This is a genomic window from Paenibacillus sp. NPDC055715 (assembly GCF_053617595.1).
On sequence record NZ_JBSHGA010000005.1, the window covers coordinates 26,897 to 39,722 of the forward strand.

Consider the following 12,826-nt stretch of genomic DNA (forward strand, 5'->3'; position numbering starts at 1 on the left):
AAGTTTTATGTAAATATGCAACAGGCCTTCTTTTGTTGAACTACGCTGCCATGCTGGCGGAATTGGATCAAAGGATACGTGAAAATGGGAGTGAAGATCAAGTTACCAATACTGTGGAGCGTGTTCACTGGGCGCAGCCCGATCTCATTTGAGCAGTTTGTGCAAACCCATGTAGGCACCCGGAAGTACATGTAGGGGCGTCTCAATCAGATCGGATAGTCTGGTTGAGACGCCCTTGTCAGTTAGCGGCAGACTTTACATAATGCTTGATGTTACCTTCCAGCTATTGAAATTATAGGTCCGTCTCTCTCCGCCATGAACCAAATCGAGTTTACTTCCATTATAATTCTGATGCATCCACGGATTATCCAGCAGAGGCCAATTAGCATAATTGACTTCTGCACCCTGAATTTTACGTGAGGTGGCATATACGATTTCCATTTCTTTACCTGTTAATCCTTTGTAATAGACTCGTGGATTGGTATCGTTAATACCGCTGAAATCCACTACGGTTTTCGTCAGCACAGCCTCAGCAAAGTAGTCAAGCTCTCTAATGCCAGAATCGCCTGTGTAGTCCATGAGAGGTGCTGTTTCAACGATGACCGCATTTTTTGCCCCGTCACTTCGCAAGGCTCTCTGATAACCTCCGTATTTCCACGATTCCGTGTCATAAGGCCACTCGTAAGGTTGTGCCGTCCTGACAGCCATCAGCATTTTACCTGTATGGAAGAATACCCAGCCGTTCTTGTTGGATGGGTCCTGTTCGATCGTTGCTTTGATTCCGTTATATGAAACAGGGCCGTCGATCCATGTATTTGAATTTGTGATATTGTATACCGCGATGAGTGCACCGTCGTCCTGAAGCACTTCCTCCATATTCGTTCCGCCAATCCAATATTCGGAGTTCGACGGATTCAAGTTAATCGGATCACTGAGGTGTTGCTTCATGAAGAACGTATTGGGTTCGTCATTGTATGTATCTCCCACCCACTTGATGCCCCAACGATGAAGCTGGTGTTGTGCGAGCCGATTGTCCTTTTGACTAAATACGGCGTAATCCGGGGTAATGTAGCTTGTCTTATACGGTTTGTTACTGTTTCTAGGCATCCGTTCCTTATGTGTGTAAGTTGTAGAACGGGCTGTCGCTATACGCTTGAAAATGTCTGGTAACTCGTAGCCCGCAACCGTAAATGGAATCGTGCTAAATTTCAGTTTGGTTTCATTGCCGAGATATATCGGCTTACGACTGTCTCCAAACAACATCCACAGCAGCATTGCACTCTCATCGAGTGTATATCCCGGCTCTTGCTGCGCATTATATGTTCTGGCCTGACTGGTCACCCAGTACCCATGCAGCCACTCTCCTACGATACTGGCAAAATACCACTCCAATGTCATTTTGGCCATATTCTGCAATGTCTCGTCTTTCAAGTGTTCGGTAATGAACAATAGCGGTCCTACATGATGGATAAAATATGTTGGGGAGTCGTATTCAAAGTATCCCTGTTTTGTAATTGTGGGAAGTTCGGACAGCAGATAGCTTCTGGAGATGGTAGCATACTTCACCGGATAATCCGGCCATTCTTCCGCTCCGACAACCCCGACTGCGGCGTACATGAGCCGTTGATTTTCTGTATTTCCCAACAGCGCTGTCCCATCGGCATTCAAAATGTTAAAACTGAGCATTTTTGCTTTTACTTTATTCTTTAATGCGGGTGTGTAATACTCTTTATACTTCATATAAGCTTCCATTACGTTAATTCCCCAGAACATGTCTTTGCTCCGATCCAAATGAATGTTGACGTAGGCAAGTCCAGTGCTGATATCTCCTTTAGAAAATTTTGCCATAGCTGCATAACCACCGACCTTTCGCCCCTGATCGTACTCATTGTAAGGGTAGTCCAATGCTGCTACATCGTCGATTACGATCTGTTTGCGCTCCTGTAGTGAGCCTGTTAAAATCTCATTGTTAAACATAATTACATCCGCTCCTCTGATAATGGAATAATAACGAAAAAATAGTATGACTTTAGCAATTTGAGAGAAAGAAAAACCTAAACATAAATTTGGCTAGGACTTGCCGATTCTAGTTGTTAGAAGAGATTATTTTTTGTGATTATAAGGTATTTGGTTATTTATATCAATATTTAACTATATTTTTGTTGTGAAAATGTTGTATCAGAGTCAAGGTGCAATCTACACGGATCATTCCGGCTACGTCCCGGGTACGTTTTCTTCTATGCTTTTTAGCAGATTATGATGATGGTTGGGTTTGATCTATTCCGGATTTCGTCAGGTAGATCACCAAGGCTAAAATAGTCCCGAGAAAAATCACGCTGGTTCCAGCCGTACCCAGGCCGAGTCCGCCATCGGTGGAGATTGCGACAGATAATCCCCAAGTGAGGCGCCAAGAGGCCGGGTCACAATGTACGCCATCCAGAAGGACCACACGGCATTGAATTTAAATCGGTAGCGGGCAATCGTTACGATACCAATCAGTGACGCAAACATAAGCGCTGACCTCCAATAACCTAAGTCAAGGCCCTCTGATATAAGATCACCAGCCGCAGTACCCAAGGCAAAGGTAAAGAATATCGTTGCCCAGTAGAATATTTCACGCCTGGTCGTGTAAATAGAATGAATGGATAGGTGATCTAAACTGAAATAGAAGTGTGACGAGTAAGAGAACAACCGTGACCACAGTTGTACGAGTCAAGCCCCAATGTAAATTAAAGTTAAGAAAGTCGGCAGCGGTTTCTCCCACGGTAGTCGTCATAATCTTAATAATCCAAAAGAAAATGACGACCTCCGGCACCTTGTTTAGCATTTGCCAGCCTATAGATGGGTTAACCAACTCCTCTGTGGAAATGGGGATACTTTCGCTTTTCATGTTCTGATTCCGATCCTCTTGTTTCATTGATAATCCTCTTCATGTTTTGGGAACCTTCTTAAATGCTTGTCCCTCCTGAACAATGTACATAAAGAACATGAAACGATAGTGAGAATTATATGTGAAAAACCATAGAACATTTAAGCTTAGATTAGAAACTGATTAGGAATGAGGAATTTCAATGTATCCAATGCTCCATCTAGGGGAGGAGGGAGTAAATCAACCTGCAGATGGATTCTAAAGCGACTCCGAATGGCTTAAACTGGTTACATGCAGTTGAGATAAATAAGGAATGTGGGGGGATAACATGGGCAGCTATGTCATCATTTTGGTTATCGTCGTTTTTTTAATGCTGAAAGAGAAAGAAATTCGCCCGTCCCGCTTATGGATCACACCAGCGTTGTTCGCGTATCTAACTTTTTCAAGCATGACCGGAAAATATGCTGTCCTGGAAGAACGAAGCCGGATATCCCATGATCTTCATGATAGCATCGGACACGGTTTAACCTCCGTCATAGTTTAGCTTCAGGCATTGCCTTATATGATGAAAATGGATGCCGCTGAAGCCGAGACAGCTTTACGGACCGTTTTGGAGGTGGCACGTAGCTGTCTTCAGGAAGTGCGTTCCGTCGTGCACCAGATGGCCATCGATAAAACGGGGCTTGGTCTGGTTACCCTGCGAGTTTGGTTAAGCAAGTTCAAGAGCAGGTCGAATTTCATATCAGCTTCTCCGTAGATGGACGAACTGGAAGGTGGGAATCTACCATATCTGAATTACTGTATCGGATTCTTCAGGAGGCACTCACCAATGTTATTCGGCATGCACAAGCGTCCCGCGTTGATATTACAGTCTCAGAACATACAGGGAAATTGACAATGATCGTAACAGATAGTGGAGGATGGACAGGGGCCAATCAGAATCATTCAGGTTTTGGGCTTTCAGGCATGAAGGCACGATGCGAACGGGCAGGGGGATCTTTAGAGATTCTAATGGCTGAGCCGTATGGAATGCAGCTCGTGATTCAGGTGCCGACGGCCGTTGGGAAAACTGAAATGAAAGGTGAAGAGGAATGACAGGACCATTGAACGGTTAAGACACATGTTCATCGAATTCTTCAAAAATGCGCGGTCGAAGACCGCACGCAAGCGGTTGTATTTTCCATTCGTATCGGGATTGTAAAGTAGATAAACACAGAGCATTCATTGGACTCCACTCGTTGACATTACCGATATGGTGTTGCGCGTGACCAGACGTTCCCCGATATCATTGGAGCAGTTTGTTAAAACCTATGCGGACACCTGGAACTAAAGCTCATTATCCTTTACAAGATTTCTCTTGCAGTGACATACCGGGTTAACCAATAAGGATCTTTCCAAAAGGTAATTGTTACACCGGGTGGGGATTTATACGTGTTGAGCATTTGTCCATTTCCGATGTCCAAACCAACATGACCGATACGGTTATCTGAATAACGGTCTCTTCTAAAAAAGATTAGATCACCGGCCTCGATCTGGTTCTGGTTAATGCTTCTGCCTGCTCTTGCCTGGGCACGGCTTGTTCTTGGCAGCACTACACCGTTCCTTCCAAAAATATATTGTATATATGAAGAGCAATCAAACACTCTGGTCCTTGGATAGGGGCCGGCGCCGAATCTATACGGTGTTCCCCTCAGTTGTCTGCCCAAGGCAATTATGGCAGGTGCTAGTTCCTGATTCTGTTTGGTCTTCACCTTTTTCTTACGTGATGCCTGGGAAGTGAGGGTATTGTTAAAACGGATGGTAGGTATGGTTACTTTGGTTCCGGGCGTAATGGGTTCTTTCAAATTCTTGTTGACGGAGAGGAGCCGCTTGACTGTTGTGTTCAGCAATCTGGCGAGTAATTGGAGGGTATCTCCTTTGGCAGTAATTAAAAACCGCCCCGGCTGGCGAACAGTTACCTGTTTTGATTTCATGTTCAAAACAAGATCGACGTTAAATAGACGGTTGATTGAAGGGAAGCTTATAAAACGCTGCTTGTTGATGATTAAGAAAGGGTCTATTTCAAAGGAAACACCTTCCCGTCGGGCTGTAGCACCTTGTATGGGGATGGTAAGGAATTGGGAACCGTCCGTAACCGACAGGTCTTTCCGATTTGATCTTAAAACATCATACTCGAGAATCTCCAATACACTGCTAAAGGGAAGATAGTTTATTTTATTTTGGTTTATTAAGCGTACACGGTTGAACACTCTTCTTCTTCGTACAAAATAATCTCTTTGGAACAAGACGAGTTTTATTTCAAGCTGCTTCACGTCGTCTGCCACCTTTACGAAAATTTTATACAGTATATGATTAGGGAAGGGATTGAGTCCGCCCCAGTTATAATGCTACAAAGTAGCTATGGATAACTAATAACGGTACAAGGATGCAGTCGGCGGTTTGGGACAGCTCTTTATATCTGTTCGTTAAATGATTAACTTGCGTTTAACTCCGGTGTTTGTTTCATTTTAGAAGCATTTAGAGTAGTGTAGATAATTAAGGCTATAAGAATTGTAACCAGTACCAGCGAAGATCCCATAGTACCTAAATCCAATCCTCCCTTTGCGTGGGATTTGGTAAGAAGGTCTCCAAATGTCGCTCCAAAAGGACGTGTTAATACAAATGCTAGCCAGAACAGAAAAACTCGTGAAATATTTGTAAAATAAGTTAATAGCAGAATCACACCCAGCAAGCTCCCTATTAAAACCGCTCCTCCTACAAAACCAAGACCGGAGCTATCCGCCAAAAAATCACCTAAAGCAGTACCTAAAGTGTTTGAGAACAAGATGGCAATCCAATAAATCACTTCTACTTTCCGTGTAGTAATATTATTGACGTTCAATGATCGCTCACTAAAATACCAAAATGAAAAAATGGCTAACAATATGCATACTAAAATTAATGATCCCGCTGCATAACCCAACCCTAGGCTACGATCCATGTAGTCTGACATGGTCGTGCCAGCAGTACTCGTTGTAAGAATTACAGTCCAATAAAGAAATGGATGGTATTTCTTAGAAGAAAGTTGAAAAATCTTTCATTTCTCACTCCCCGAATTTTAACAGCCTTTTATTTTTATAAGTGCTATTTGCTTTAATATATCCGGAGATAATTAAATTCACATTAGAAAGCAGTAAGAAATGCATGAGGATATGCTTTTTTCTGAGTGCACGGACAAGATGCACGTTCACCGGATTCTTCAGAGTTCATCCTTTGGATAAAAAGAATAACCGGGATACTTGACGACGGGCCATTTTACCTTCCGTAAATTAGAGATAACATCAGCGCCAACATTTAAATTGCTTTGAATGAGCTCTGTGGGGGTAAGAGCCATCCATTGGTTCAGGGAAACATCAGCAAAGCGGTCACTTTTAAACATTTCAAGAAACCATAGCGTGCTCGAGCCTGTATTTTGAATGTAATGACCATAAGCAAAAGGTATATATCCAACATCCCCGGCTCTGAAATCAAACGTGCGCGCCGCGCCATTTCCGCCAAAAACAGTCATTCGGCCTTGCCCGGTAAGATAGTATTGCCATTCGTCATTATTGGGATGCCAGTGCATTTCCCTCATGGCACCAGGCTCAATCTCAACAAGAGCAGCGGCGATCGTTTGAGATATCGGAAAATTGGAAGAATCGACGATTCGTACGCTTCCACCCGGTGTTTTGATGGGGGGCTGAGCGAGTAATTCATATTTAAAGGATTGGGGCAACGTACCATAGGGAGAGGGAACCGCCTGACTTTGGATTGATCCGGGAACGGCATCCTGATATATGTATACTTGTTCTTGAGGAATGGACGAAAAATCAGCTTCAGGAACGCCGAAATTGGCAGACAGTACATCTTTTGGAGTATGTGCAAACCAATCGGAGATGGATAACGTGTTCAGATCAGAGAAGTCCCCGTCGTCAAAAACCAGCAAAAATTCGCAGCCTTCCTCAAGACCTTGTATTGAGTGTGGAATGCCGGGTGGGAAATACCAGAGATCACCAGGGCCCACATCAGCAACAAAATTTCTTCCTTCTTGGTCGACGGCTGTAATACGGGCACTCCCCAACAGCATATAAGACCATTCCGCCTGCTGGTGCCAATGAAGTTCGCGTACGCCGCCCGGTGTCAAACTCATATTAACTCCGGCAAGAGTTGTGGCAATGGGCAGCTCCCTTGCGGTTACTTCTCTTGACCATCCACCGTGATTCAACTGCATATGGGCATCTGAAAAAGAAAATCTCATGTTCGGAATGAGTCCATTATCTGTTACGGGCGGAACCAGCATGTCGGGATTTTGCAAATCCCTCATCACATCCCGGGGACCCTTGTCGATGCCTCCAGCGCCATCACTTCTGATGGGCTGCGGCACTCTGGTATTTTTCGAGCAATCATTATGCATTATTTGATCTTCCTCTCCAAGTTGTGGCTTCATCAATCTTAGAATAAGAGAAAATCCGCATAAAGATTTTATGAATTCTTGGAGGGTTTTATGCTTTCTGAGTCAGATCTGCAAACTGTGCATCCATGAGCTGGGCTAAATCCTGCGGACTTAACTCCAGTTGGGTTCCAATTTTTCCGGCGCTCACAACAATGGTTACCAACTCTACTGCGGATTGGTCAATAAAAGTAGGATAGAGCTTTTTCATTCCTATGGGAGAGCAGCCACCCCGGATATACCCGGTATGCTTTTGTAGTTCTTTGACTGGAAGCATTTCGATTTTCTTTTCTCCCGCTGATTTGGCAGCCTTTTTGAGATCAAGCTCTTTATGTACAGGAATCACAAAAACAAACAGATGTTGTTTGCTATGTGCAACCAACGTTTTGAAAACAGCTTCCGGGGCTTTTCCGATTTTCTCAGCTACGTTCATACCATCTATTTTTCCATCCTGATGATCATAACTCAGGATTTTGTAGTTTACATTCTGTCCATCCAATATTCGCATCGCGTTTGTTTTGCTCGTAATCATCTTATTTCGTCGTCCTTTCTAAGCTCTTGCCGAGGCAATTGTTGCAATCCTATACCCCGGCGGAATTATTTGGCTCTCATTATTAGAGTCGTTCCAAACCATCTACATAGTCCTTTGCTTCCTTTAAAGAGAGGTCTCTAGCTACTCTTAGCTCTTTTATCGCCTGAATCTTTTTTCCTTCCCTAATCAGCAGGAGCAGCCTTTCATTGATATCCTTCGAAACTACTGTGTTTAGCACATGTGGTGGCGCGGCAGCGGTTGTGCCTGACAGCGATATTCCCGACATTCCAGAGCGATTCTCAAGACGCTCTACATCGGATTTCAAATCATTAAGCCGAGCTTGCAAGCTATAGACTTTGATCAAAAGTATGACGGAAATAATCAACGCGATCAATGCTATAAATTCCATAGTTGCCACTAAAGTTCCCCCTTTTTCACTTGATTTTATCCCAGAGATGCCACACTGGAATCTGCTCAATATAAATAGTATAGCATGATGATTTACGTTATATTATCTGGAATCGCTGAATTTACATGAGTACGGAGTGGGGAATATTCTTGAACCTGTTGCTACTCCCAATCCATGGAAGGCTACGAATTGAATTTCTAAAGACAGAGCGTTATATTACAGCTTATTGTAATGCTTTTAATAAGTGCCGGAAAAGGAGAGGATTCAAATACTGCCAGTCTCCAATAATGCAATCCGAGTCAAACAAATTAATGTGGAGTTAGTCAAAAATACATTGAAGTCTCTTGAATATGCCACCAAATCGTCCATAGCGAGCATAACAGTACTCAGTGTGGCTACCTGCGGTAATATTCTGAAAGAGCTTCTTCTAACCGGGGAAGTGTTAGAGACAGAGCTGGAGGAAGCCCGGCAAGGCAGTATAAATATAACGCCGATTATTCCTATATTCTCTGTTTAAATGTGAAAACGGAAGGCGGAGTGGATTCTCTTACTTTATGCGGTTGCCAATTTGCTGGGCGAAATCATTGTAGAGAAGGCCTCGATTGTGCCTTATATTGATTATGAGGTCATAGAGAACCAAATTGGAGAACTCATTAACATCTATGGAAATGTCAAAGCGGTTGGCATTGGTATTCCTGGGATTGTACATCAAGGGGTTATCGGTGTGTGTGATATCGATCCGCTCATAGGAATTCCTCTCGGTCCGCAGCTTCACAACAAATACGAACTGGAAATCAACATTGAAAATGACATGCATTTAACAGTCTATGGATTTTATAAAATGCAAAATTATGATGAAGACAAAACCTTCGCGATTGTTACTTTTCCCAAGGATAATTTCCCGGGAGCGGGGTTTATTGTCGACGGACACCTGCTAAAAGGAAATACCAAATTTGCGGGGGAAGTTTCCTTTTTGCCCTTTGATACGACAAGGGAAGAACAACTACAGCAGCTCAAAAATGCTCAGGGGTTCGTTCCTTTGGTGTCAAAACGATAACTTCCATTATCGCAATTATTGATCCTGTATCTATCACTTTAACCGGAGAATTATCCAAGCCGACTCTGTTGGACGATATTTATAACGGTTGTCTAAAAGATATACCCAAGGAACATATGCCAGAGATTTTTGTGAAAAGCGATACGAATGACGAGTACATGAACGGGTTGATTTCGGTGACCCTCGAAAGTCTGACGTACAATTTGCAATTGGTGAAAAAAAGAAAATAGGGTATTGCTCCATTAAACAAGAGAGGATGAGATTAATGACTCAAAAAGCAATTTCATGGGATGCAGGAGCCTGGACTAACCCTCCTGTGTCATCCCTGCAAGAAGGCCAATTCCTCAAAGTTGAAGCCAGCGAAGGAAGCGATTACTGGGAAAAAACCTTATATGGATTCGAACGCAGTAGCGGGCATTCTCTGCTTGCAGCGTGGGAAGGAGATTCTGCTATAGAGGTCACGTTTCAGTTGGGCTCATTTACTGAGCTTTATGATCAGGCCGGAATGATGCTGTATCAAGGACCGGGAAAATGGATTAAAGCTGGCATTGAATTGAATGACGGAATTCCTCAACTGGCTGTCGTTGTCACAGACGGTTATTCCGATTGGTCATTATCTCCTGTGCCTGAATGGGTGGGGGATAACGTGACGATTCGTGCTTCACGGATTCATGATGCAGTGATCATTAGAGCGCGGACAGATAATGATGGCTGGCGCACCGTGCGCGTGGCACGTTTTCCTTACGAATCTGGACAACAGGCCGGTCCTTTTACGTGTGCTCCGACCCGATCCGGCTTTCAGGTTACTTTTACACGCTGGATAAGCACTGAACTGGATCTCGATATTCATACAGACCCGCCCATAGAAGAATAGTCATTTTTCTGAATTATAAGAAAGTAAAGGGGCTTATCTACTTTGGAAATATCGGAGACAATACAATCATAGGTTCTGGAAGTATAGTCACCAAGGATGTACCAGCCAACGTTATTTCATTTGGGAATACATGTAAATTTTTCGTGAGATTATGAATGAGGATAAGCAGCAATTAATTCCCCCACGCCCCAGAAATTAAGGTCTGGAAATGCTTCACGAAACTCAGTCATCATTTTCTTAACAGCTGAAAAAAGCAGCTCTTTTACGGGTCATCTCTATTTTAAGCACGAGGTCTTAATCGAGTACGAAAGATATAAAAACACTTGACATGTAACGCGTTACAAAACTTAGTATTGATATAGAGGTATTTTATAACACATTAGTAAAGGCGGAGAGAAAACATGAGTACACAGTTTCCAAAAGATTTCCTGTGGGGCGGAGCAGTTGCTGCTAACCAGCTCGAAGGCGCTTATCAAGAAGAAGGAAAAGGCTGGTCTATTCAGGATGTAACCCCTTGTGGTGGTTGGGGACCAGTTACGGATATGCCAACCGAGGATAATATGAAGTTGATCGGTATTGATTTTTATCACCAGTATAAAGAAGATATTAAACTTTTTGCAGAAATGGGTTTCAAAGTGTTCCGGACTTCCATCGCTTGGTCACGGATTTTTCCTAAAGGCGACGAACTGGAACCCAACGAACAAGGCCTGCAATTTTATGATGATTTGTTTGATGAACTTCACAAATATGGAATTGAACCACTCGTTACATTATCTCACTATGAAACACCATTACATCTGTCCAGAGAATATGATGGTTGGGTAAACCGCAAGCTTGTTGATTTTTACGAGCGTTATGCTACAACAGTATTTAACCGTTACAAAAATAAAGTGAAATACTGGTTGACTTTCAATGAAATCAACTCCATTCTGGAAGCTCCATTCATGAGCGGAGGCATTAGCACACCAAAAGACCAGCTTAGTGAACAAGATCTTTATCAAGCCATTCACCATGAGCTTGTAGCTAGTGCAAGAGCGGTAAAAATCGGTCATCAGATCAACCCGGATTTCAAAATCGGCTGTATGGTGCTGAGTATGCCTACTTATCCGCTGACACCTAATCCAGACGATGTGATTGCTGCGATGGAATTTGACCACAGAAATATGGCGTTTGCTGATATTCATGCCAGAGGTCAATACCCAGGCTACATGAAACGTTTCTTTAGAGAAAACGGAATCTCCATTCACTTTGAACCAGGCGATGCAGAAGATTTGAAGCATACGGTTGACTTTATCTCGTTCAGTTATTACATGAGCAGTTGTGAGACGGCTGATGAAGCTAAAAAAACCAAAGGTGAAGGCAACATTCTCGGCGGTGTTAGCAATCCGTATCTCGAGGCAAGCGAGTGGGGCTGGCAAATCGATCCTCAAGGATTGCGTTATGTACTCAACACGTTCTATGACCGCTTCCAAAAACCATTATTCATTGTGGAAAATGGTTTGGGTGCCGTTGACGAGCTTATCACCAACGAAAAAGGCGAGAAAACCGTTGAAGACGATTATCGGATCAACTATCTGAATGATCATCTGGTTCAAGTTGGGGAAGCCATTGACGACGGAGTAGAAGTTATGGGCTATACGTCTTGGGGTTGTATCGACGTTGTCAGTGCATCGACTGCTCAGCTTAAAAAACGCTATGGTTACATTTATGTGGATCGTCATGATGACGGTAGCGGCACACTTGAAAGATACCGTAAGAAATCGTTCTTTTGGTACAAAGATGTTATTTCGACCAATGGTGCAAGCTTGCGACGGAAATAAAATGATGCTTGCTTGATCAGGGCAGCTATTCAACGAAAAAGGATGTTATACAGCGACCGCTTCCTGCTATTGTACAGGGAAGCGTCGCTTAGTTTTTTTATCACGATCAAGCCTTTAGCTGATAATTTTATTACTGACTAATGATTGTCAGAAAGGCTATGATACGGTAAGGAGCACGTATATTGAGAAAGGAATGAACCATTATGAAACTTATGTTTGTATCGGATATTCACGGCTCGCTGCACTGGTTACAACTGGCACTGGAAAAGTTCAAGGAGGAAAAAGCGGACCGTCTTGTCCTGCTGGGGGATTATATGTACCATGGACCGCGTAATCGGCTACCGGAAGGCTATAATCCGGCGGAAGTTGCGGCTGTACTGAATCAGTACAAGTCGCATATTGCAGTAGCTGTTCGCGGTAATTGCGATTCAGAAGTGGATCAGATGCTGCTGGAGTTCCCGATGATGGGCGATTATGCTTTTTTGTACCATGAAGGCCGTCGCATCTATGTCACGCACGGACATGGCTTCAGCATCGGAAACTTACCACCACTGGAAACGGGGGATGTATTCATCCAGGGACATACTCATATTCCGGTAGCGGATGTGGAAAAGGGTGTCTTTGTGCTGAACCCCGGTTCGATAGCATTGCCGAAGGAAAACTATCCTCCATCCTATGGGTTATTAGAGGGAGTGCAATTCACGGTTAAGGATTTTGATGGCGACACAATTAAAACGATCACATTTTCAACGTGATTCATTTTTAGCTTGAATGGAATTTGTTCAAAACTTTTTCGA

The 12,826-nt window shown here is 43.4% G+C and carries 10 protein-coding genes and 4 pseudogenes; 7 read left to right on the top strand and 7 right to left on the bottom strand.

The window, feature by feature from the left end:
- Positions 1 to 255 precede the first annotated feature (255 nt).
- Together ACWGOO_RS10305 and ACWGOO_RS10310 are read right to left on the bottom strand one after the other, a co-directional pair.
- Positions 256 to 1,977, bottom strand: coding sequence for a hypothetical protein (locus ACWGOO_RS10305; RefSeq protein WP_452483060.1), 1,722 nt, complete (start codon positions 1,975 to 1,977; stop codon positions 256 to 258).
- A 277-nt stretch (positions 1,978 to 2,254) separates the two neighbouring features.
- Positions 2,255 to 2,917: pseudogene (locus tag ACWGOO_RS10310) on the bottom strand (hypothetical protein).
- A 322-nt stretch (positions 2,918 to 3,239) separates the two neighbouring features.
- Between ACWGOO_RS10310 and ACWGOO_RS10315 the strand changes: the two are divergent.
- The 3 genes and pseudogenes from ACWGOO_RS10315 to ACWGOO_RS10325 all read left to right on the top strand — a co-directional run.
- A pseudogene (locus ACWGOO_RS10315) lies at positions 3,240 to 3,626 on the top strand (sensor histidine kinase).
- Positions 3,575 to 3,964 carry a sensor histidine kinase gene (locus tag ACWGOO_RS10320; protein WP_452483062.1) on the top strand — a complete coding sequence of 130 codons (390 nt, stop codon included), beginning with the start codon at positions 3,575 to 3,577 and terminating at the stop codon, positions 3,962 to 3,964. The pseudogene ACWGOO_RS10315 and the gene ACWGOO_RS10320 overlap by 52 nt, the downstream one beginning before the upstream one ends.
- 12 nt (positions 3,965 to 3,976) lie before the next feature.
- Positions 3,977 to 4,075: pseudogene (locus ACWGOO_RS10325) on the top strand (DNA-binding response regulator); the annotation flags it as partial.
- Between the two features lie 137 nt (positions 4,076 to 4,212).
- On the opposite strand, the gene ACWGOO_RS10330 reads toward ACWGOO_RS10325, so the two are convergent.
- From ACWGOO_RS10330 to ACWGOO_RS10350, 5 genes are all read right to left on the bottom strand, one after another.
- The gene (locus ACWGOO_RS10330) at positions 4,213 to 5,181 is read right to left on the bottom strand and encodes an NlpC/P60 family protein (protein WP_452483064.1); all 969 of its coding nucleotides are present in this window, start codon (positions 5,179 to 5,181) and stop codon (positions 4,213 to 4,215) included.
- Positions 5,182 to 5,342: 161 nt separating this feature from the next.
- Positions 5,343 to 5,942, bottom strand: a complete 600-nt coding sequence (locus ACWGOO_RS10335; protein WP_452483503.1) for a COG4705 family protein — start codon at positions 5,940 to 5,942, stop codon at positions 5,343 to 5,345.
- 165 nt (positions 5,943 to 6,107) lie between these two features.
- Complete coding sequence (locus ACWGOO_RS10340) at positions 6,108 to 7,301, bottom strand: oxalate decarboxylase family bicupin (RefSeq protein ID WP_452483066.1); 1,194 nt, start codon at positions 7,299 to 7,301, stop codon at positions 6,108 to 6,110.
- A gap of 88 nt (positions 7,302 to 7,389) precedes the next feature.
- The gene (ybaK, locus tag ACWGOO_RS10345; protein WP_452483068.1) at positions 7,390 to 7,869 is read right to left on the bottom strand and encodes a Cys-tRNA(Pro) deacylase; all 480 of its coding nucleotides are present in this window, start codon (positions 7,867 to 7,869) and stop codon (positions 7,390 to 7,392) included.
- A gap of 82 nt (positions 7,870 to 7,951) precedes the next feature.
- A complete protein-coding gene (locus ACWGOO_RS10350) occupies positions 7,952 to 8,287 on the bottom strand; it encodes a ribosomal protein L7/L12 (protein ID WP_452483070.1) in 336 nt (111 codons plus the stop codon).
- 382 nt (positions 8,288 to 8,669) lie between these two features.
- Here ACWGOO_RS10350 and ACWGOO_RS10355 point away from each other — a divergent pair.
- The 4 genes and pseudogenes from ACWGOO_RS10355 to yfcE all read left to right on the top strand — a co-directional run bounded on the left by ACWGOO_RS10355 (position 8,670) and on the right by yfcE (position 12,784).
- A pseudogene (locus ACWGOO_RS10355) lies at positions 8,670 to 9,565 on the top strand (ROK family protein).
- A 35-nt stretch (positions 9,566 to 9,600) separates the two neighbouring features.
- Positions 9,601 to 10,209: a DUF1349 domain-containing protein gene (locus ACWGOO_RS10360; RefSeq protein ID WP_452483072.1), complete on the top strand. Its 609-nt coding sequence runs from the start codon at positions 9,601 to 9,603 to the stop codon at positions 10,207 to 10,209.
- Positions 10,210 to 10,610: 401 nt separating this feature from the next.
- A complete protein-coding gene (locus ACWGOO_RS10365; protein ID WP_452483074.1) occupies positions 10,611 to 12,029 on the top strand; it encodes a glycoside hydrolase family 1 protein in 1,419 nt (472 codons plus the stop codon).
- 203 nt (positions 12,030 to 12,232) lie between these two features.
- On the top strand, positions 12,233 to 12,784 hold the full coding sequence (yfcE, locus tag ACWGOO_RS10370; protein WP_452483076.1) for a phosphodiesterase: 552 nt from the start codon (positions 12,233 to 12,235) through the stop codon (positions 12,782 to 12,784).
- Positions 12,785 to 12,826: the final 42 nt, after the last annotated feature.

Coding starts and splice junctions, on each gene's coding strand:
- ACWGOO_RS10305 (WP_452483060.1), bottom strand. CDS start 1,977: ATGTTTAACAATGAGATTTTAACAGGCTCACTACAGGAGCGCAAACAG.
- ACWGOO_RS10340 (WP_452483066.1), bottom strand. CDS start 7,301: ATGCATAATGATTGCTCGAAAAATACCAGAGTGCCGCAGCCCATCAGA.
- ybaK (WP_452483068.1), bottom strand. CDS start 7,869: ATGATTACGAGCAAAACAAACGCGATGCGAATATTGGATGGACAGAAT.
- ACWGOO_RS10360 (WP_452483072.1), top strand. CDS start 9,601: ATGACTCAAAAAGCAATTTCATGGGATGCAGGAGCCTGGACTAACCCT.
- ACWGOO_RS10365 (WP_452483074.1), top strand. CDS start 10,611: ATGAGTACACAGTTTCCAAAAGATTTCCTGTGGGGCGGAGCAGTTGCT.
- yfcE (WP_452483076.1), top strand. CDS start 12,233: ATGAAACTTATGTTTGTATCGGATATTCACGGCTCGCTGCACTGGTTA.